The following is a 19,359-nucleotide window of genomic DNA, read 5'->3' as shown; positions in this document are numbered from 1 at the left end:
GCAGGGGCCTGCTGCGACGCAAATCAGTGGGCCGCCGCCGCGGCCGTGCAGCGCTCAGCCAGCCGCCGGCAGCACGCAGCGGACAACGCGCAGGCCGCGATCCGCCAGCGCCTGGTTGAGCCGCTGGCGGACGCGCTGGTCGAAGCCCGGCTCACACGCTTCCGGCGCCGACATGCCGCGCAGGGTTTCGCTGGCGGTGCGCTCGACCAGCTGGTCGATGCTTTCCAGCGCTTCGCCGGCCTGGCGGGGATCGATGATCTGGTAGTAGAGCGCGCCCTTCAGCGGGGCGTCGTGCAGGGTGACGGTGTGGCCGATCAAGCTGACGCGCTGGCCGATCCGCTCCACCAGCGGCAGCACGAAGCGCAGCCCGGGCGGCAGGGTGCGCGCATAGCGGCCAAAGCGTCGGACCGTGTAGGCACAGCCCTCGGGCACCCGCCGCAGCCCTGCCAGCACGAAGGCGAGCAGGCCGAGACTCAGCAGGACAGGGAGGGCCGGAAAGCTAATCACGTCAATGCCTTGCGCTGGATATCGCGAATCCGGATGAGAAACACGTTTCAACAGCTTACGCTGCCGTTGATTAACGGCAAATTTACTCCCGACAATTGCAACAAACAGTTAACTCACTAGCAGAAGCCGGCGCCACCGGTCACTCGACGCTCGGCCGCATTTGGTCGTGCGCTCAAACACTTGAGCAGGCTTTCGGGCCGGGTGAGCGCGTGCGCGCGCCGTTCAGCTTCCGGGTGCCATGGTGCGCGCCTTGCACCCACCGAGACGGTCATCGGAATCCCATGAATCGCCCTGCGCTCACCGATGGCCCGGCCATCATCCCGCCCGCCGCGGAGACCGCGCCGCCGCTGTTCATCGGGCTGGGCGAGGCCTGCGCCAGAGCGGCGACGCGCCGCGGCGCCCTCGGCGAGATGCTCGGCGCCCACCGCGAGTCCTTGGCCCTGCTGGAGCAGCTGGCGAGTGCGGACGAATGCGCCCTTGAGCTGTGCGGGCGCCTGCTCGGTCTCGTGCTGGACGCGGCCAACGGCGGCGACCTGCATGCCTTGATCCGGCTCCGGCGAGGACTGCGCCTGCTGGACGCGTTTCTGCATCTGCGCGCGCAGGGGCCGGTGGTGCTGGTCTCAAGACTGCGGGCCGGCGACCCCGACCTGCGCGCGCAGCTCGGCGGCGTATGGGCGGACATCGATCTCAGACCCCGGCGGGCCAGCATCAGCGCGCTGCCGCGCTATCGCCTGCGGCCCGGCCCGCTGGCACCGCGGCTTGAGCGCGCCGCCTGAGGGCGGCGAGCTCCGCTGGATCCGCAGGTGGGCCTGGGCCTGGGTCTGCGAGTCGGTCGTACAGGGCAGCGCTGCCGCGTCCGGCCTGCCGCCGTCAGCCGCGTGGCGCGTAGGCCCGCAGGAACAGATCGAGGACGCTCTCGATGTGTTCCGGGCCTTCGCAGTCGCTGCCGCAAAGCGGGCAGCCGATCAGCTGCCGCATATGCGCCTCGCCCTTGATCAGGCAGAAGAAGTGTCCGGCTGCACGGCGCGGATCCGGCACGTCGAGGCTGCCCGCGCGGCTGGCGGCGGTCAGGAAGGCTTCGCAGGCATCAAGGATGCGGCGTGGCCCTGCGGCGTAGAACAGCTCGGCCAGCTTGCCGTTGGCTTCGCCCTGGGCCGCCATCATCCGGTAGAAGCTCACCGATTCCGGCGACAGGATCAGGCTGTGGAAGCCAGTGGCAATTGCCCGCAGCTGCTCGCGCATCGTGCCGCGCCCGGGCTCGGCGCGGAACACCGATTCCGGCAGCTGCTCCTCGCACTTGGCCTTGACCGTTTCGGCGAACAGCGTGTCCTTGTCGCTGAAGTGGCTGTAGACGGTGAGCTTGGACACACCGGCCTCGGTCGCGATTGCATCCATGCTGACGCCGTCGAAACCGCGCAGCGGAAACAGGCGCTTGGCGGCATCGAGGATGGCGGCGCGCTTCTCGGGATCCTTGGGGCGGCCGGGGCCTTTGGCGGAGCGTTGGACTTGCATTGGTCTAGTCTAGCCGCACTCACAAATAAAATACTGGACTGGTCAGTATTTTAATCCTAGGCTCTGCCCGACCATCCTTGCCTTCCGATCGAGTCCTCGCCATGGACACGCCTTCGCGTCCGCGCCGCCGCGCGCACTTGCCTGGTTCCACCGCACTTCTCCTGGGCATCGGCGCACTGCTCGCCGGCTGCGGCAGCGAGCCCACCGCGCCGGACCCGGTGCGCCCCGCGATCGTCGTGCAGCCGCAGGCGGACGAGGCCGGCTTCAGCGCCTATGCCGGCGAGATACGCGCGCGCCACGAGCCGGCACTGGCCTTCCGTGTCGGAGGCAAGATCAGTCGGCGCCTGGTTGAGGTCGGTGAGCGCGTGGCTCGCGACCAGCCGCTGGCCGAGCTCGAACCCGAGGACCTGGGCCTGCAGGTCGACGCCAATCGCGCCCGGCTGGCTGCGGCCGAGTCGGATCGGGTGCTGGCCCAGTCCGAGTTCGCGCGCCAGCAGTCCCTGCGCGAACGGGGACTGGCCAGCGCCTCGGCCTTCGACGGCGCACAGGCGCGGCTGCGCGCGGCCGAATCGCAGGTGGAAGCCGCCCGCGCCCAGCTGGAAGTCGCGCGCAACCAGGCCGGCTATGCGGTGCTGCGTGCGCCCGCCGCCGGGGTGATCGCGCAACGCCTGGCCGAGGCCGGGCAGGTCGTCGCCGCCGGTCAGGCGGTGTTCGTGCTGGCCGAGGACGGCGAGCGTGAGGTCGCGATCGCGATCCCAGAGCACGCGATCGCGCAGGTCGCACTGGACCAGCCGGTGCAGATCCGCCTGTGGTCGCAGCGCGAGCGCGCACTCGGCGGCCGCATCCGCGAGCTGGCGCCGGCCGCCGACGCCGCCTCGCGCACCTACGCCGCCCGCGTCGCGATCGCTGACACCACCGAGGGCGTCGAGCTCGGCCAGAGCGCGCGGGTCTTCCTCAACGGCGTCGCGGCCGCCGAGCTGCGCCTGCCCCTCGGTGCGGTATCGGCCAGCGAAGGCAAGCCCTACGTGCTGCGCTTCGATCCCGCCAGCGGCACGGTGCAGAAACGGGCCGTGCAGGTGGGCGCCTACGGTGAGACCAGCGTCCCCGTGCTGGCTGGCGTCGGAGCGCAGGACTGGATCGTCGCCGGCGGCGTGCACCTGCTGCGCGACGGCCAGGCGATCCGCCCGGTCGATCGCGACAACCGCCCGCTCGATCTTGTCGCCGGGCAGTAAGCCGCCATGACCGGTTTCAACCTCTCCGAATGGGCCCTGCGCAACCGCAGCCTGGTCGTCTACGCCATGCTCGGGCTGGCGCTCATGGGCATCGTCTCCTACGGCCGGCTCGGCCAGAGCGAGGATCCGCCCTTCACCTTCAAGGTGATGGTGGTGCGCACCCTGTGGCCGGGCGCTTCCGCTGAAGAAGTGGCCCGCCAGATCACCGACCGGGTCGAGCGCAAGCTCATGGAGACCGGCAACTACGAGTTCATCCGCGCCTACTCGCGTCCCGGCGAATCGCTGGTGCAGTTCGTGGCCAAGGATTCGCTGCGCTCGAAGGACCTCCCCGAGCTCTGGTACCAGGTGCGCAAGAAGGTCGGCGACCTGCGCCCCAGCCTGCCGGCCGGCATCCAGGGGCCGTTCTTCAACGACGAGTTCGGCGACACCTTCGGCAACATCTACGCGCTGTCCGGCGAGGGCTTCGACTACGCCACGCTGAAGGACTACGCCGAACGGCTGGAGCTGGAGCTGGTGCGGGTGCCCGATGTCGGCAAGATCGAGCTGATCGGCCTGCAGCAGGAGCGCATCTGGATCGAGCTCAGCAACACCAAGCTGGCCGCGCTCGGCCTGCCGCTGTCGGACGTGCAGCGCGCGCTCGACGAGCAGAACGCCGTTGCCGACGCCAGCTTCTTCGAGACCCCCGGCGAGCGCATCCGTCTGCGCGTGTCCGGGCGCTTCGACGACGTCGAGGACATCCGCGGTTTCCCACTGCGCGTCGGCGATCGCGATTTCCGCATCGGCGACGTGGCCGAGGTGTTCCGCGGCTTCTCCGACCCGCCCGAGCCGCGCATGCGCTTCATGGGCGAGCACGCGATCGGCATCGCGGTGTCGATGCGCCGCGGTGGCGACATCATCCGTCTCGGCGAGCGCCTCGAAGCCGAGTTCCAGCGCCTGCAGCAGACCCTTCCCGTGGGCATGAGCCTGCGCAAGGTGTCGGACCAGCCGGCGGCGGTGCGCGCCTCGGTGCGCGAGTTCGTGCAGGTGCTGGCCGAGGCGGTGATCATCGTCCTGCTGGTGAGCTTCTTCTCGCTGGGCTTCCGCACCGGCCTGGTGGTGGCGCTGTCGATCCCGCTGGTGCTGGCCATGACCTTCGCCGGCATGCACTACTTCGGCATCGGCCTGCACAAGATCTCGCTGGGCGCGCTGGTGCTGGCGCTGGGCCTGCTGGTCGACGACGCGATCATCGCGGTCGAGATGATGGCCATCAAGATGGAGCAGGGCATGGACCGGCTGCGCGCAGCAGCCTTCGCCTGGACCTCGACCGCGTTTCCGATGCTAACTGGCACCCTGATCACCGCTGCAGGCTTCCTGCCGATCGCCACCGCGGCCTCCAGCACCGGCGAATACACGCGCTCGATCTTCGAGGTGGTGACCCTGGCGCTGGTGGTGTCGTGGATCGCCGCGGTGGTGTTCGTGCCCTATCTGGGGGACCGCCTGCTGCCCGATTTCCACAAGGACGGACAGACCCACGCACCCGATCCCTACCAGAAGCCCTTCTACCGACGCTTCCGTGGTGTCGTGGCCTGGTGCGTCGAGCGCCACTGGACGGTGATCGCGGTCACCGTGCTGGTGTTCGCCGGTTCGCTGGTCTTGTTCCGCTACGTGCCGCAGCAGTTCTTCCCGGCCTCGGCGCGGCTGGAGCTGATGGTCGACTTCAAGCTGGCCGAAGGCAGTTCGCTGGCCGCGACCGAAGCTGAAGCGCGGCGCTTCGAGGCGCTCGTAGCCGAGCGCGAGGACGTCGAGAACTACGTGGCCTACATCGGCACCGGCTCGCCGCGCTTCTACCTGCCGCTGGACCAGCAGCTGCCGCAGACCGGCTTCGCCCAGTTCGTGCTGCTGACCCGTTCGACCAGCGAGCGCGAGGCCCTGCGCAGCTGGCTGCTGGAGAACCTGCCGCAGCAATTCCCGCAGGTGCGCACCCGCATCTCGCGGCTGGAGAACGGCCCCCCGGTCGGCTATCCCGTGCAGTTCCGCGTGTCCGGGGAGCATATCGACCTGGTGCGCAGGCACGCCCACACCGTGGAAGAACGGATGCGCGCGCACCCGGCCCTGTTCAACGTGCACCTCGACTGGGAGGAGCCCAGCAAGATCGTGCGGCTGCAGATCGAGCAGGAGCGCGCGCGCGCGCTGGGCGTCAGCTCGGCCCAGCTCGCCCTGTTCCTGCAGGGCTCGCTGTCGGGCACGCCGGTCAGCACCCTGCGCGAGGACAACGAGCAGGTGCAGATCCTGCTGCGCGGCCCGGCCGAGGAGCGCGCCAGCCTGTCGATGCTGGGCAGCCTGGCGGTGCCGACCAGCCGCGGCGGCACCGTGCCGCTCAGCCAGATCGCTCGGCTGGAGTACGACTTCGAGGAAGGCATCGTCTGGCACCGCAACCGCCTGCCGACGGTCACCGTGCGCGCCGATATCATCGACGGCGTGCAGCCCGCCACCGCGGTGGCCGAGCTCGCGCCGCACATGGCCGAGCTTCGCGCCAAGCTGCCCTCGGGCTATCTGCTGGAGGCCGGCGGCTCGGTCGAGGATGCGGGCCGCGGCTCGCGCTCGATCGCCGCCGGCATGCCGCTGTTCTTCGGCGTGGTCTTCACCCTGCTGATGCTGCAGCTGCGCAGCGTCGGCAATTCGGTGATCGTGCTGCTGACCGCACCGCTGGGTCTGATCGGCGTCACCGCCTTCCTGCTGCTGCTGGACCGGCCGTTCGGCTTCGTCGCCATGCTCGGTACCATCGCCCTGGCCGGCATGATCATGCGCAACTCGGTGATCCTGGTGGACCAGATCGAGCACGACCTCGGCGAGGGCGCCTCGCCGGTCGAGGCCATCGTCGAGGCCACGGTGCGCCGCTTCCGGCCGATCGTGCTGACCGCGCTGACCGCCATCCTCGCCATGATCCCGCTGTCGCGCAGCGACTTCTTCGGGCCGATGGCGGTGGCGATCATGGGCGGCCTGCTGGTGGCCACGGCGCTGACCCTGCTGTTCCTGCCGGCCCTGTATGCGGCCTGGCACCGCACCCCGCGCGCCAGCGCGCTGGCCTGAGCCGAACCGTGCCGACGGTCACGGTGACTTTCCGCACTGCGTCGGCGACGACGGATCGGGCACGGTGCGTCATGCAAGGATGCGGGGTGCGGGCCGCCCCGCACCGCCTCTTCATTTGGCGGCGCACAAGGCCAGAGCCTACAATTCGCGGTTACGCGCCCGCGTCACGCGGGCGCCCGCATGCAGGACACCGACATGGCAGTTGATTTCGAACAGGCCCGCTTTGCGATGGTCGAGCAGCAGGTCCGCCCCTGGGAGGTGCTGGACTTCCGCGTGCTGGACGTGATCGGCGCGGTCAAGCGCGAGGACTTCGCCCCGCCGCGTCACCGCAAGCTGGCCTATGGCGACTTGGCGCTGCCGCTGGAGCACGGCGAGTTCATGCTGAAGCCGGTGATCGAGGGCCGCCTGCTGCAGGCGCTGGACCTCTCGCCCGAACACGAGGTGCTGGAGATCGGCACCGGCAGCGGCTACCTGACGGCCTGCCTGTCGCGACTTGCGCGCGCCGTCCACAGCATTGACCGGCACGGCGACTTCATCGAGCGCGCCCGCGCCCGCCTGCTGGCCGCCGGCTGCACCAATGCCAGCGTCGAGCAGGCCGATGCGCTGGCCTACCAACCGGGCCGCCAGTTCGACGCGGTGGCGGTGGGCGGCGCGGTCGCCGAGCTGCCCCAGCGCTTCCTCGACTGGGTGCGCCCGGGCGGCAAGCTGTTCGTGATCCGCGGCCAGAGCCCCGTGCAGGAAGCCGTGCTCTACACCCGCGCCGATCACGGCTGGGCGATTGAAAGCCTGTTCGAAACCGACGTCCCCTACCTCCACGGCGCCGAGCCGGTGCAGCGCTTCGCGCTGTAGCCCGCCCCTCGCGCCCCGCTCGCCAAAGGAACTGCCATGCGACTGCCCTGCCTGCGTCCCCTGAGTTTCGCCCTCGCCCTTGCTGCCGCCGGCAGCGCGGGTGCCGCCGACCTGATGCAGGCTTACGAGCTCGCACGCCAGAGCGATCCGCAGCTGGCAGCGGTCGAGGCCCAGCGCCTCGCTACCGGCGAGGGCGTGAACCAGTCCCGCTCGGCCCTGCTGCCGCAGGTCGGTGCCTCGGCGGGCTTCACCGACGGCCAAAGCAAGTCTTCACGCTTTGGTCTGACCGAAGACGCGAACGGCAACCCCTTTTTTGGCGGTGAGATCTCCCGCAGCGAATCGCGCAACCGCGACTGGTCGGTGCGCGTCGATCAGAGTTTGTACGACCACAGCAACTACACTCGGCTGCGTGCGAGTCGGGCCCGCGCGGATGCCGCCGATGCCGACTACGATGCGGCAGTTGATGGCCTGGCTCTGCGCGTGGCCCAGGCCTACTTCACCACCCTGACTGCGGTCGACAGCCTTGTCTTCGCCCGCGCCGACGAGCGCGCGGTCAAGCGCCAGCTGGACCAGGCCGAGCAGCGCTTCGAGGTCGGCCTGACCGCGATCACCGACGTGCATGAGGCCCGTGCCCGCTACGACGCCTCGCGCGCCGCCGCGATCAATGCCGCCAACGCACTCGACGACGCCCGCGAAGCCCTTGCCGAGCTGACCGGTCAGTACCTGCAGAACCTGCAGGGCCTGGACGAGAACTTCCGTCCCTCGATGCCCGAGCCGGCCGATCTGGACCAGTGGGTGCAGACCGCGCTCAACGAGAACCCGGTGCTGCGCTCGCGCGCGCTGGCCGTCGACGCAGCCCAGCAGGACATCGCCAGCGCTCGTGCGGCGCACCTGCCGAGCCTGGGTCTGAGCGCAAGCCGCAGCGGCCGGCCCAGCTGGGGACAAACCGAGCTGGCCAATGGGCTGGTTCGCCCGGGCACTGCGGATTCCCTCGGCAGCTCGATCAGCCTGAGCCTGAGCATCCCCCTGTACACCGGCGGCCGCGTGCAGTCGCAGGTCCGCCAGGCGGTGTACACGCGTGATGCCAACGAAGACCGCCTGGAGCAGGAGCGCCGCGCGGTCACCCGCCAGACCCGCAACGCCTACCGCGCGGTGCTGGCCGGCATCTCCGAGATCGAGGCCCGCGCGCAGGCGCTGGTGTCCGCGCGCAGCGCACTGGAGGCCACGGAGGCCGGCTTCGAGGTCGGCACCCGCACTATCGTCGACGTGCTGCTCTCGCAGCAGGTGCTGACCAGCGCCCAGCGCGACTACTCGAACGCCCGCCACAACTTCCTGGTCAATGGCCTGGCGCTGAAGCAGGCCGCCGGCGTGATCGACGTGCAGGACATCGCCGCAGTCAACCGCCTGCTGGTGCGCGACGCCGAAGCCGCGCTGGCGGAGTTCCGCGAGGACTGATCCAAGAGGGCATTGCGGTGGTCGAATGGGGCGCCGCAGGGCGCCCCTTTCGTTTGCTGGTTCCGGTGCGCGCAGCGCAGACGCGCCCTCAGCCGGCGATGTACTGCTGCAGTTGCTCGATCTCCTGCTCCTGCTCGCGGATCACCCATTTCAGCAGGTCGCCGATCGAGATCAGGCCGACCACGTCGCCACCCTCCACGACCGGCAGGTGACGAATCCGCTTCTCGGTGACGATCTGCATGCAGCGGCGGATGTCCTCGCCCGGGCTGACCGTGATCACCGGGCTCGACATGATGTCGGCGACCGGGGTGTCCTGTGAGCTGCGCCCCTTGAGGATCACCTTGCGGGCGTAGTCGCGCTCGGTGGCGATGCCGACCAGCGCATCACCGCGCATCACCAGCACCGAACCGATGGCGTGCTCGGCCATCAGCCGGATCACTTCCAGCACCGGCGTCTGCTCGGTCACGCAGACGACCTGCGCGGTCTTGCCCTCTAGGATCTGTCGGATGCTGTGCATGCCGTGGCCTCCCCCGTGGTGGACATGTGCGGAGGACTATACGCCCGCAGAGGCGGGGATTCGGGTTTGGGGACTGACCCGGCGGACAGCGCGCGGCAGCGGGCGCGCCGCTGCTGGCCGCGCTTCGTCGTCCTGCCGGGATTGCAGTCGACCGCAGGTACTCCGGATCGCCCTCAGCCCAGGCGAATCCCGATTCCCGAATCCCCCGTCCCAGCTCTCAACACGGCAAGCGCAGGACGAAACGCGCCCCGCCTCCCGCGCGGTTTTCCGCCAGCAGCTGGCCACCGTGCTCCTCCGCGATGCGCCGGCAGATCGCAAGCCCGAGGCCCGAGCCCTTGGGCTTGCTGCTGCGGTAGGGCTCGAACCAGTCGCCGGCAAAGCCGTCGGGCAGGCCGGGGCCGTCGTCCTCGACGCTGATGTCCAGCCATTCGCGTTCGCCCAGACGCTGGCTCGCAATGCGCATGCCAATCGTCAGCGCAGGCCGTTCCGCGCTGGCCTCAAGCGCGTTCTTGAGCAGGTTGTGCAGCACCTGGCGCAAACGCCCGGCGTCGGCGCGCGGCCGCGGCAGTGGGCTCGCGAACTCACGGCGCAGCGCGAGCCGCGGGTCGTGCTCGTACAGGTCCAGCACTTCGTTCACTACCGCGACGACATCGGTTTCGACCAGGCTCAGCTGCGGCGGCCGCGCGTACTCGCCGAACGCGTTGACCAGGGTCTTCAGCGCATCGACCTGGGCGACGATGGTGTGGGTGGCGCGATCGAGCACGTCGGCTTCGGCTGGCGCCAGCTGCGGCAGCACGCGGCGACGCAGGCGTTCGGCCGACAGCTGGATCGGGGTCAGCGGGTTCTTGACCTCATGGGCCAGGCGACGCGCGACCTCCGACCAGGCGGCATCGCGACGGGCTCGGTCGATATGGCTGGTGTCGTCGATCACCAGCACCTGGCCCGCATCCGGCAGGCGCGCGCCGCGCACCAGCAGCAGGCGGCGCTGATCGTCCGCCTCCAGCACCCGCTCCTCGCGCCACTCCGGCGCGCCTTCCTGCAGCCGCTGCCGCGCCAGCTCGAAGACCTCGGCCAGCGCCGGGCTGTACTGCTTGAGCCTGTCGATCGACTGGCCCTGCAGGTCGGCGGGTGGCGCCCCGGCGAGCTCGGCTGCCGCCGCGTTCACGCCGCGCAGGATGCCTTCGGCATCGAAGACCAGCACCGCCGAGGACAGTCGCGCCAACACGGTTTCGAGGAAGGCCCGCTGGCGTTCGGTTTCGGCGGCGCTGGCGACCGCGCGTTCGCGGCTTGCGGCGAGCTCGACGGTCATGCGGTTGAAGCTCTCGACCAGGAACCCCAGCTCGTCGCCGCGGGGCGGCACGTCGACCGGCTCCAATCGGCCTTCCGCGACCGCGCGCGTCGCCGCTGCCAGGCGGCCGATGGGCGAGACCAGGCGGCGCGCCAGGTCGAAGGCGATCAGCACGGCCAGGAACACCGACAGCAGGGCCACCAGGCTCAGGATCAGGACGAACACCTGGATCAGCGAATCGCGCAGGAACAGCGCCTGGCGGGTGGCGAAGGCGGCCGCCTCGACCCTGTCACCCAACTCCACCAGACGCGGCGGCAGCGCGAACAGGATCTGCAGCACCGGCCGCGCATCCAGCTCGGTAGCCTGCAGCACGCGCAGGTAGTCGAGTTCGGCCAGGCGCACCTGCTCGACCGTGCGCCCGCGCGCGGCCAGCGCCGCCAGGGCGTCCTCGTCCGGCGGTGCCGGCAGCAGCAGCGCGGGCGCGGCGGCAGCGATGTGGCGCACGCGGCCATCGTTCTCGAACAATACGACCTGGGCGGCACCCACGGCATCCAGTGAGCCCTCGACGGCTTCGGCGAGGGCGAAGCGATCGGCCTGCAGCTGCAACAGCACGCGCTCGGCGCGGCCCAGCGCATCTTGGCGCCGGTCCTGCAGCTGCAGGCGGGCAAGCTCCAGCGCACTGTCCATGGCCTCGACCGTGTTGGCGCGCAGCCAGCTGTCCACGCTGGCGCCCACGAAGCGCGCCGAGAAGGCGAACACCAGCAGGACCGGCGGCACCGACAGCGCCAGCATCAGGACCAGCAGACGACGACTCAGGCGCGCGCCGGGCTCACCAGCGCGCAGCTGGCGGCGCAGCTTGAGCAGGCGGGCGGCGATCGCGAGCGCGAGCAGCAGCACGGCGCCACCCGCGCCGAGGAAGACCCAGGGATACAGGGCGGCGAAGCGGGTGCCGAGGCCTTCGGCGCTGGCCGCGAGGTACAGCGCCGAAAACACCAGGGCGAGCACGCCCAGCGCCAGCAGCATGGGGCCGACACGGCGTGGCCACTTCGAGCGCCCGGTGCTCACCGGACCTGGGCCGGAGCGAGACGGAAGGGCGCTGACTCCAGCCGCCAGTCCTGCAGCCCCACCAGCGCGGGGAAGCGCAGCGGCGCAGGCAGGGCCGAGCGCTCGAGCCTGAGCTGCAGCACGAGATCACAGTCGACCGCATCAGCCGGCAGCTCGATGCGCACCCGGTCGAGGGCGGCGAGCAGGGCGCCGCGGCGAGCGAAGCGGCGGGCGCTGTCCGCACCCTGCCAGCGCAGCTCGAACTCGCTGGCCAGCGGGAAATAGCGCAGCCACAGGCTGCGCACCGCATGACCGCGGCCGGCACAGTAGTCGATCCGGTAGTCGAGGCGCAGGGCGATCCCGTTCGACAGCGCCTCCAGCATGCGCGGCTGGAAGTCGAGGCGCTGCTGCACATCCAGCTGCAGGGCCGCGCCGCGCTGGCGCAGGCGCGCGTCCTCGATCACCGCGCGCGGCCCCTGCACCGGTGAACAGGCCGCCAATACGAGCAGGAGCAGCGCAGCGCCGGCGGCGGTCGACTCAGCGCTTGCGCAGCGCGGCGACGAAGAAGCCATCGCCGTCGTCGTCGCCGGCAAGTCGCTGGGCGCCGGCGCCGCTGGCCCGGCCGAAGCGCGCATCCAGCGGCAGAGCTTCGGCATCGGCATGGGCCGCGAGGAAGGCATCGATCTGGCGCTCGTTCTCGTCTTTTAGCACGGAGCAGGTCGCATAGACTAAGCGCCCGCCACGGGCCAGCAAAGACCAGAGCGCGCGCAGCAGGCGCGCCTGCTGCGCGACCAGAGCAGGAATGTCCTCGGCGCGGCGATGCAGCAGGATGTCGGGCTGGCGGCGAACCACGCCGGTGCCGCTGCAGGGCACGTCCAGCAGAATTGCATCGAATGCCACGCCGTCCCACCAGCGCGCTGGCTCGGCCGCGTCCTCGGCGCGCAGTTCACCTTCAAGGCCGAGCCGCTCGAAGGTCTGGCGCACCCGCTCCAGGCGCCTTGGGTCGCTGTCCAGCGCCAACAGGCGCGCGCCGGCCTCGGCGATCTGCGCGGCCTTGCCGCCGGGTGCCGCACAGGCGTCGAGCACACGCTGACCGGGTGCAAGCGCAAGTGCGGCGACCGCGTTCTGGGCGGCGATGTCCTGCACCACGAAACGGCCGCGGGTGAAGCCGGGCAGGCGCGTGGGATCGCCGGCATCGCGCAGGCACAGAGCGGAGCCTTCGATGCGCTCGACTGGGTGGCCGGCGGCAGCGAAGTCCTCGGCCAGCTGCATCGCTGCCGCCGCGCCACCGCGCGCGCGCAGCCACAGCGGCGCCTGCCGCAGGTTGGCCCGGGTCACCGCATCGAAGTCGCCCGGCCAGTCGCGCTGCAGGGCATCCAGCAGCCAGCCCGGATGCGCCTGCGCCGCCTGCTGGGCCTCGCTGCCAGCGGGCAGCTGGGCGCGCTCGCGCAGGAAGCGGCGCAGCACCGCATTGACCAGGCCCACATGGCGCGGGAAACCGAGCACGCGCGCGGCCTCGGCGGTCGAGGCGACGGCCGCATGCTCGGGCAGGCCAAGGGATTCGAGCTGGGCGAAGCCGACCGCCAGCAGCAGGCCGATGGCGCGGGCGGACGGCGGCAGCGGCTTGTCGAGCAGGGCTTCCAGCAGGACGGCGTCGCGCGCGCGGCGGCGCAGGGCGGCGTGGCACAGCGCCTCGCAAAGCGCGCGGTCGCGGCTGTCGCGCAGTGCAGGCAGGCGCTGCGCCAGCACCGCCTTGAGCGAGCGTCCCGCCGTCACCTCGGTCAACACCTTGGCGGCAGTGGCGCGTACCAATGCGCCGGGCACGGCGCTGTCGCGGCCCGCGGCGTTCGCCGGCTGCGGGCGCTGAGCGGGGCGCTCGGGCTTCACGGCAGCAGCGGCGTGCGCCGCGCGTTGAGATAGTCGGCCACCGCCTGCGCTCGTCCGCCCTCGCGCTGCACGCGGGTCAGGCGCAGCAGGCCGTCGGCGCAGGCGATGTCGATACCGGCCGCACCGGCTGCCACCACGCGGCCGGGCGCAGCGGTGCTCTGCTGCTCAAGGGCCTGCGCTGCATGCACGCGCAGGCGCTCGCCGCCCAGCTCGCAGTCGCAGATCGGCCAGGGGTTGAAGGCGCGCACGCGGCGTTCGAGCACGCGCGCAGGCTGGGTGAAGTCGAGCCGCGCCTCGGCCTTGTCGAGCTTGTGCGCGTAGGTGACGCCCTGCTCGGGCTGCGGCTGCTGCGGCAGCGCCTCACCTGTGCGGAGTCTTGCGAGTCCTTCGACCAGCAGTTCGGCGCCGATCACGGCCAGGCGATCGTGCAGGCTGCCGCCGGTGTCGTCTGCGTGAATCGGCGTGCGTCGCTCCAGCAGCACCGGCCCGGTGTCAAGGCCGCGCTCCATCTGCATGAGATCGACACCGGTCTCGGCATCACCGGCCTCGATGGCGCGCTGGATCGGCGCCGCACCGCGCCAGCGCGGCAGCAGCGAGGCGTGCAGGTTCCAGCAGCCGAAGCGGGGGATGTCCAGCACGTTCTGCGGCAGGATCAGACCGTAGGCCACCACGATCATCAGGTCGGGCCGGAGCGCGGCGAGCCGCGCGCGCTCTTCGGCGTCCTTGAAGTTGAGCGGCTGCCGCACCTCGATGCCGCCTTGCAGCGCGCGCTGCTTGACCGGGCTCGGCTGCAGCTGGCGACCGCGGCCGGCCGGACGATCCGGCTGGGTGTAGACCGCGAGCAGTGCATCCGGACCGGCCAGCAGGCGTTCCAGCGGGGGCACGGAAAACTCCGGCGTTCCCGCGAACACCAGGCGCAGGGGCTTCGTCATGGGGGGGCGTCTCCGCGGGTGCGAGGCACCCGCTGCAGGTTCGATCAGGCCGCGCCGCGACGCTGCTTGGCCAGCTTCTTGCGCACCATCTCGCGCTTCAGCGGCGACAGGTAGTCGACGAAGACCTTGCCGTCGAGGTGGTCCATCTCATGCTGGATGCAGACGGCCAACAGGCCGTCGGCCTTGAGGTCGAAGGTCTGCCCCCGGCGGTCGAGCGCACGCACGGTGATCTGGTTGGCCCGGGTCACGTCGGCGAAGATACCGGGGACCGACAGACAGCCCTCCTGGTAGACCTGGTGGCCGTCGCTTTCGACGATCTGCGGATTGATGAACACGCGCGGCTCGGATTTGTCCTCGCTGACGTCCATCACCATGAAGCGCAGATGGCGATCGACCTGGGTCGCGGCGAGGCCGATGCCGGGCGCCGCGTACATGGTCTCGAACATGTCGTCGATCAGCTGCTGCAGCTCGGGCGTGAAATCCGCGGGCAGTACTTCGCGGGCGCGGGTGCGCAGGCGGGGATCGGGGAATTCGAGGATGGGAAGCGTGGCCATGGCCGCTACCTTGGCGCGAGCGCGCCCGGAATCAAGGGAACTTGGAGCGCGGACTATAGCAGCGGCGCCCTGAACACCGCGTCGGCGCAGGCGCAGCAGACCTGCCATGCGGGGCCGACATCAAGCGCCATAGTGTGAACCTGAACCGTTTCTAATCCACAAATCTTTACGCTATAGTGCCGACAAACCTGCTTGGTAAATCAGGTAGATGGCCGCCATGTTTAAAAAACTGCTTTCAGTTTTCGCCGTCGCCGTGCTGACCTTTGCCACCTGCGTGGCGGCCCAGCAGCTGCGCGATGACCACCCCGACACCTACGTGGTGCAGAAGGGCGACACCCTGTGGGACATCGCCGGCCGCTTCCTCAAGCAGCCTTGGCTGTGGCCGGAGATCTGGCAGGCCAACCCGCAGATCGAGAATCCGCACCTCATCTATCCGGGCGATGTCATCAGCCTCGCCTACCTCGACGGCCGCCCTGTGCTCGGCGTCAATCGCCGCGATCCGCAGATCCGCCGCGAAGCCGATGACGCCATTCGCACAATCCCGCTGCAGGAAGTCGAGTCCTTCCTGAAGCGCATGCGTGTGCTCGATGAGGAGCCGAAGGGCCTGCCCTATGTGCTGGCGATCGAGGAGAACCGCCTGCGCGGTGCCTCCGGCCAGGTCGTGTACGCGCGTGGCGTCGACTTCAAGCCGGGCCAGCGCTGGGCGATCGTGCGTCCGACGGTGCGCTACGCGGTGCATCCCCGCGCGACCGACGGCAAACACCGCTTCAAGCAGGACGAATGGAATGCGCGTGACGGCCTGACCCCGCGCACGCTCGGGATCGAGTGGGCCTACTACGCGGCGTCCGACAACGGCTTCGAAGTGCTCGGCTGGGAAGTCGCCGACATCACCACTGCCGAAGTCACGGTTGCCGGTGACCCCGCCACGCTGCTGCTGGCCCCCGAGGGCAAGGAAGTGCGCGCCGGCGACCTGCTGATGCCGGTGCAGGAGCCTGCCTTCGACCTGTACTTCACCCCGCGCGCACCGGAGCGCGTGCCCGACAACATGCGTGTGCTGGCCGTCACCGACTACTACCGCGTCGCCGGTCCGCGCGACGTGGTGGCACTGTCGGCCGGCGCACGCGATGGCATCGAGAACGGTCAGGTGTTCGCTCTGTATGGTGAAGGCGACCGCGTCAGCGACCACATCGCCAACCGTACGGATTTCACCGCCAACCTGCCCTCGCGCCAGGTCAAACTGCCTGACGAATTCGTTGGCCACGTGATGATCTTCCGCACCTTCGACAAGGTCAGCTACGGCTTGGTGATGGACGCGATCCGACCGGCCGGCGTCGACAACATCGCCAAGGCGCCAGACCGTCTGCCCTGACGATACGCCTGCATTGAAGCTGCGACCCGAGGTCTGGTTCGCCGCTGTACGCGCCCCCTTGCCGGGGCGCGTGCTGCGTCTGGCGCTGGAAGATGCGCAGGTCGCAGAGCGGCTGGAATCAGGCTCCAGCGCTGCCCTGCGCGCGCTGGGTGTCTCCGGAGCTGCCGTTGCGGCCTTCCTCGCTCGGGAGCCCGAGCGCGCGGCAGCGGACGCCGAATGGCTGGCACAGCCCGGCAACCGCCTGATCGAACTCGGTGATGCCGACTACCCCGCGCTGCTGGCGGAGTCGCCCGGTCCTCCCCCCGTGCTGTTCATCAGCGGCAACAGCGACCTGCTGTGGTTTCCGCAGATCGCCATCGTCGGCAGCCGCAATCCGACCTCTGGCGGCATCGATACGGCGGCGGACTTCGCGGCGAGCTTCGCGCGCAGCGGTCTGGTCGTGACCAGCGGTCTGGCCGACGGCATCGACGCGGCTGCGCATGCGGCCGCGCTGGATGCTGGCCAGCCGACCATCGCGGTGGTCGGCACCGGCCCCGATCGGGTCTACCCCGCGCGCAATCGCGTGCTCGCCACCCGGATCCGCGAACACGGCTGCATCGTCAGCGAGTTCGCGCCCGGGACGGCGGCCCGCCCCGACCATTTTCCGCGCCGCAACCGGATCATCGCCGGCCTGGCTCTGGGCACCCTGGTGGTGGAAGCGGCGCAGCGCAGCGGCGCCCTGATCACCGCACGCAATGCCAGCGAAGCGGGACGCGAAGTCTTCGCCATCCCCGGCTCGATCCACAATCCGCTGGCGCGCGGTTGCCACCGCCTCATCCGTGACGGTGCCGCGCTGGTCGAGACCTCGGCCGACGTCATCGACGCACTCGGGCCTGCGGCGCAGCGACTGGCGTCCAGCCTGCGCGGCCGTCTTCAAGCGGTGGCGGCGGCGAGCGCGACTGCGCCCGCCGCGAACCCGATCGAGCCTGACCCGCAGCGCGTCCGGCTGCTGGCGGCGCTCGGGCATGACCCGGTCGGCATCGACATCCTCGCCGAGCGCAGCGGGTTGACCGTCGGGGAGCTGTCCTCCATGCTGGTCCTGCTGGAACTGGAGGGAGTGGTCAGCGCACAGCATGGCCGCTACACACGGCGGTCTTCCTGAACCCAATGCGCGCCGGCGCAGGCAGAGGCTGGATGAAAGAGACCCTGTTGGACGTACTGCTCTACCTGTTCGAGAACTACTTCTACGACGACCCCGATGCCGTCCGCGATCGCGATTCCCTGCAGGCCAGCCTGATCCAGGCCGGCTTCAGTCCGGCCGAGGTGAGCAAGGCCTTCGACTGGCTCGATGGCCTGGAGCAGCTCCGCGCCTCACCTGACACCACCCTGCCCATGGCCAGCCCTCTGCGGCTGTATGCCGCGCAGGAGCAGGAGCGCCTGGACCTCGACTGCCGCGGTTTCCTGCTGTTCCTTGAGCAGATCGGCATCCTCGACGGCGCGCTGCGCGAGCAGGTCATCGACCGCGCGATGGCGCTCGATCAAGCCGAACTCGACCTCGACGACCTCAAGTGGGTGGTGCTGATGGTGCTGTTCAACCAGCCCGGCCGGGAGGCCGCGTTCGCCTGGATGGAAAGCCACCTGTTCGCGCTGGATGGCGAAGCCCTGCACTGAGAGCCTGTCGGAATCCTCCGCCGACTGCGGGCCGCCCCCGGGCGCCCGTGGCGGCAGCCCGCCACGGCGTCTGGATTTCTCGTGCGCTCCGAGGGCCTGTCGAGCGCATCCGTTCGATCGAAGCACGCGCGCCGGCGCCGGTTCGCGGGCGTCCGCGCACGCATGCCCAACGCCCGCACGGCCCACGTTGCCCGGGGCGACGGACGGAAACCAGGCGTCCAAAGACCGCGTCGCGCGCCCTGTGCGTGGCGAATGTTCTTGACCTTTGCATCACACCGGTAAAGCATCGCCCGGTTTGACGCCCCGGAAGCCGCCGCCATGAACACCCCCACCAGCCCACAGCCCTGGTACTACGTCGACGCGCAGGGCCAGCAACAGGGCCCGGTCAGCCCGGCGATCCTGGTTGGCCACGCCCGCCAGGGCCGGGTGCGGCCGGACAGCCTGGTCTGGCGCGAGGGCTGGCCGGAGTGGCGGCCGCTGTCCACTGCCGCTGCCGAACTCGGCCTGACGACAGTCCCCGCTTCTCAGCCGAAGGCTCAACCCGCGCCCGCCGCCGCCGCTGCGCCGGCGGCCGTGGCGAACCCTGCGAGCGCCGCCGCGCCCGCGGGTGCCCCCGCATCGCCCTACGCCCCCAGCGCGGCCCGGCTGGACGTCGAGCCCCAGTGGTCGAACACGGGCGAGGTGGTCTACGCCGGCTTTCTGAGGCGCTGGGCAGCCGTGTTTCTCGATGGCTTCCTGATCGGCATCGTCGCCCAGATCGTTGCCGGGGTGCTCGGCGCGGTGTTCGCCGTGGGCATGATGAGCGCGCTGCAGGATTCCAACGGCGCGCCGACGCCGGCCATGATCGGCCTGTACCTGATGGTCTATCTGATCTATTTCGTGATGGCCGGACTGTATTACGCGCTGATGGAGAGCTCCTCCAACCAGGCGACCGTCGGCAAGATGGCGCTCGGCATCAAGGTCACCGACCGTGAGGGACGGCGCCTGAGCTTCGGCCACGCGCTGGGGCGCTGGTTCGCCGCGGCGCTGTCGCACCTGACCCTGTGGATCGGCTTCCTGATGGCGGGTTTCACCGACCGCAAGCGGGCCCTGCACGACTTCGTCGCCAATACCCTGGTGGTCGACAAGTGGGCCTTCACGCCGCACCCCGAGCGCCAGCAGCGCGGACTCGGCGGCTGCGTGATCGTGTTCCTGGTGGTGGTGGTCGGACTCGGCGGCCTCGCCCTGTTGGGCATCCTCGCCGCGATCGCGATTCCGGCCTACCAGGACTACACCGAGCGCGCCCGCAGCCGCGGCGCGCAGCTTGCACCGCCGGCGCTGCATCTGCCGGCAGAGCCCGCCGCAACCCGGCCCCTGCCGGGAAATGGCCGCGTCTGGCTGGCCGAACCGGCTTGACTTGCCGTCATCCCCTGTGGTGACACTGGAAAGGAAGGCCCTCCCGGACAGGAATGGGCCCGTCGCCGCGCCGAAACGGCGTCCGGCTGCTCACGGCCT

The 19,359-nt window shown here is 70.2% G+C and carries 17 protein-coding genes; 9 read left to right on the top strand and 8 right to left on the bottom strand.

Annotation, left to right across the window (positions count from 1 at the left end; genetic code table 11):
• Positions 1-54: 54 nt before the first annotated feature.
• A complete protein-coding gene (locus Q0654_RS07750; RefSeq protein ID WP_298852390.1) occupies positions 55-507 on the bottom strand; it encodes an SPFH domain-containing protein in 453 nt (150 codons plus the stop codon).
• 281 nt (positions 508-788) lie between these two features.
• On the opposite strand from Q0654_RS07750, the gene Q0654_RS07745 reads away from it, so the two are divergent.
• Positions 789-1,283 (top strand): hypothetical protein, encoded by a 495-nt coding sequence (locus Q0654_RS07745; protein WP_298852388.1) that lies wholly within the window; start codon positions 789-791, stop codon positions 1,281-1,283.
• A 94-nt stretch (positions 1,284-1,377) separates the two neighbouring features.
• Here Q0654_RS07745 and Q0654_RS07740 read toward each other — a convergent pair whose 3' ends face one another.
• The gene (locus Q0654_RS07740; RefSeq protein WP_298852385.1) at positions 1,378-2,019 is read right to left on the bottom strand and encodes a TetR/AcrR family transcriptional regulator; all 642 of its coding nucleotides are present in this window, start codon (positions 2,017-2,019) and stop codon (positions 1,378-1,380) included.
• 101 nt (positions 2,020-2,120) lie between these two features.
• On the opposite strand from Q0654_RS07740, the gene Q0654_RS07735 reads away from it, so the two are divergent.
• The 4 genes from Q0654_RS07735 to Q0654_RS07720 all read left to right on the top strand — a co-directional run bounded on the left by Q0654_RS07735 (position 2,121) and on the right by Q0654_RS07720 (position 8,624).
• Entirely contained in the window at positions 2,121-3,251 is a 1,131-nt protein-coding gene (locus Q0654_RS07735; protein ID WP_298852383.1) for an efflux RND transporter periplasmic adaptor subunit, read from the top strand.
• A gap of 6 nt (positions 3,252-3,257) precedes the next feature.
• Positions 3,258-6,320: an efflux RND transporter permease subunit gene (locus Q0654_RS07730; protein WP_298852381.1), complete on the top strand. Its 3,063-nt coding sequence runs from the start codon at positions 3,258-3,260 to the stop codon at positions 6,318-6,320.
• A 195-nt stretch (positions 6,321-6,515) separates the two neighbouring features.
• Positions 6,516-7,169, top strand: coding sequence for a protein-L-isoaspartate O-methyltransferase (locus tag Q0654_RS07725; RefSeq protein WP_298852379.1), 654 nt, complete (start codon positions 6,516-6,518; stop codon positions 7,167-7,169).
• A 36-nt stretch (positions 7,170-7,205) separates the two neighbouring features.
• A complete protein-coding gene (locus Q0654_RS07720; RefSeq protein ID WP_298852377.1) occupies positions 7,206-8,624 on the top strand; it encodes a TolC family outer membrane protein in 1,419 nt (472 codons plus the stop codon).
• A gap of 88 nt (positions 8,625-8,712) precedes the next feature.
• Here Q0654_RS07720 and Q0654_RS07715 read toward each other — a convergent pair whose 3' ends face one another.
• The 6 genes from Q0654_RS07715 to def all read right to left on the bottom strand — a co-directional run bounded on the left by Q0654_RS07715 (position 8,713) and on the right by def (position 14,846).
• Entirely contained in the window at positions 8,713-9,141 is a 429-nt protein-coding gene (locus Q0654_RS07715) for a CBS domain-containing protein (RefSeq protein WP_298852375.1), read from the bottom strand.
• A 217-nt stretch (positions 9,142-9,358) separates the two neighbouring features.
• Positions 9,359-11,452, bottom strand: a complete 2,094-nt coding sequence (locus Q0654_RS07710) for an ATP-binding protein (RefSeq protein ID WP_298852373.1) — start codon at positions 11,450-11,452, stop codon at positions 9,359-9,361.
• 38 nt (positions 11,453-11,490) lie between these two features.
• Positions 11,491-12,045, bottom strand: coding sequence for a DUF4390 domain-containing protein (locus Q0654_RS07705; RefSeq protein WP_298852371.1), 555 nt, complete (start codon positions 12,043-12,045; stop codon positions 11,491-11,493).
• Positions 12,011-13,360 carry a 16S rRNA (cytosine(967)-C(5))-methyltransferase RsmB gene (gene rsmB / locus Q0654_RS07700; RefSeq protein ID WP_298852369.1) on the bottom strand — a complete coding sequence of 450 codons (1,350 nt, stop codon included), beginning with the start codon at positions 13,358-13,360 and terminating at the stop codon, positions 12,011-12,013. Before rsmB ends, Q0654_RS07705 begins: the two co-directional genes overlap by 35 nt.
• On the bottom strand, positions 13,357-14,280 hold the full coding sequence (gene fmt, locus Q0654_RS07695) for a methionyl-tRNA formyltransferase (protein WP_298852520.1): 924 nt from the start codon (positions 14,278-14,280) through the stop codon (positions 13,357-13,359). Before fmt ends, rsmB begins: the two co-directional genes overlap by 4 nt.
• A gap of 56 nt (positions 14,281-14,336) precedes the next feature.
• Entirely contained in the window at positions 14,337-14,846 is a 510-nt protein-coding gene (gene def, locus Q0654_RS07690; protein WP_298852366.1) for a peptide deformylase, read from the bottom strand.
• Positions 14,847-15,063: 217 nt separating this feature from the next.
• On the opposite strand from def, the gene Q0654_RS07685 reads away from it, so the two are divergent.
• The 4 genes from Q0654_RS07685 (at position 15,064) to Q0654_RS07670 (ending at position 19,260) form a co-directional block, all read left to right on the top strand.
• Positions 15,064-16,215 carry a LysM peptidoglycan-binding domain-containing protein gene (locus tag Q0654_RS07685; RefSeq protein ID WP_298852363.1) on the top strand — a complete coding sequence of 384 codons (1,152 nt, stop codon included), beginning with the start codon at positions 15,064-15,066 and terminating at the stop codon, positions 16,213-16,215.
• A 13-nt stretch (positions 16,216-16,228) separates the two neighbouring features.
• On the top strand, positions 16,229-17,356 hold the full coding sequence (gene dprA / locus Q0654_RS07680) for a DNA-processing protein DprA (protein WP_298852360.1): 1,128 nt from the start codon (positions 16,229-16,231) through the stop codon (positions 17,354-17,356).
• A gap of 32 nt (positions 17,357-17,388) precedes the next feature.
• Positions 17,389-17,865, top strand: a complete 477-nt coding sequence (locus Q0654_RS07675) for a DUF494 family protein (RefSeq protein WP_298852358.1) — start codon at positions 17,389-17,391, stop codon at positions 17,863-17,865.
• 318 nt (positions 17,866-18,183) lie between these two features.
• Complete coding sequence (locus Q0654_RS07670; RefSeq protein ID WP_298852356.1) at positions 18,184-19,260, top strand: RDD family protein; 1,077 nt, start codon at positions 18,184-18,186, stop codon at positions 19,258-19,260.
• The last annotated feature ends 99 nt before the right edge of the window (positions 19,261-19,359 follow it).

This window comes from uncultured Aquimonas sp., from assembly GCF_937888285.1.
Taxonomy (GTDB): domain Bacteria; phylum Pseudomonadota; class Gammaproteobacteria; order Xanthomonadales; family Xanthomonadaceae; genus Aquimonas.
Note: the sequence above shows the minus strand (reverse complement) of the source record. Positions and strands in the feature narration are given on the sequence as shown.

What these genes read in the sequence shown, in the direction of transcription:
- Q0654_RS07745 (WP_298852388.1), top strand. Translation starts at nt 789, where the DNA reads ATGAATCGCCCTGCGCTCACCGATGGCCCGGCCATCATCCCGCCCGCC.
- Q0654_RS07740 (WP_298852385.1), bottom strand. Translation starts at nt 2,019, where the DNA reads ATGCAAGTCCAACGCTCCGCCAAAGGCCCCGGCCGCCCCAAGGATCCC.
- Q0654_RS07735 (WP_298852383.1), top strand. Translation starts at nt 2,121, where the DNA reads ATGGACACGCCTTCGCGTCCGCGCCGCCGCGCGCACTTGCCTGGTTCC.
- Q0654_RS07730 (WP_298852381.1), top strand. Translation starts at nt 3,258, where the DNA reads ATGACCGGTTTCAACCTCTCCGAATGGGCCCTGCGCAACCGCAGCCTG.
- Q0654_RS07725 (WP_298852379.1), top strand. Translation starts at nt 6,516, where the DNA reads ATGGCAGTTGATTTCGAACAGGCCCGCTTTGCGATGGTCGAGCAGCAG.
- Q0654_RS07720 (WP_298852377.1), top strand. Translation starts at nt 7,206, where the DNA reads ATGCGACTGCCCTGCCTGCGTCCCCTGAGTTTCGCCCTCGCCCTTGCT.
- Q0654_RS07715 (WP_298852375.1), bottom strand. Translation starts at nt 9,141, where the DNA reads ATGCACAGCATCCGACAGATCCTAGAGGGCAAGACCGCGCAGGTCGTC.
- Q0654_RS07710 (WP_298852373.1), bottom strand. Translation starts at nt 11,452, where the DNA reads ATGCTGCTGGCGCTGGGCGTGCTCGCCCTGGTGTTTTCGGCGCTGTAC.
- Q0654_RS07705 (WP_298852371.1), bottom strand. Translation starts at nt 12,045, where the DNA reads ATGGCTTCTTCGTCGCCGCGCTGCGCAAGCGCTGAGTCGACCGCCGCC.
- def (WP_298852366.1), bottom strand. Translation starts at nt 14,846, where the DNA reads ATGGCCACGCTTCCCATCCTCGAATTCCCCGATCCCCGCCTGCGCACC.
- Q0654_RS07685 (WP_298852363.1), top strand. Translation starts at nt 15,064, where the DNA reads ATGTTTAAAAAACTGCTTTCAGTTTTCGCCGTCGCCGTGCTGACCTTT.
- Q0654_RS07675 (WP_298852358.1), top strand. Translation starts at nt 17,389, where the DNA reads ATGAAAGAGACCCTGTTGGACGTACTGCTCTACCTGTTCGAGAACTAC.
- Q0654_RS07670 (WP_298852356.1), top strand. Translation starts at nt 18,184, where the DNA reads ATGAACACCCCCACCAGCCCACAGCCCTGGTACTACGTCGACGCGCAG.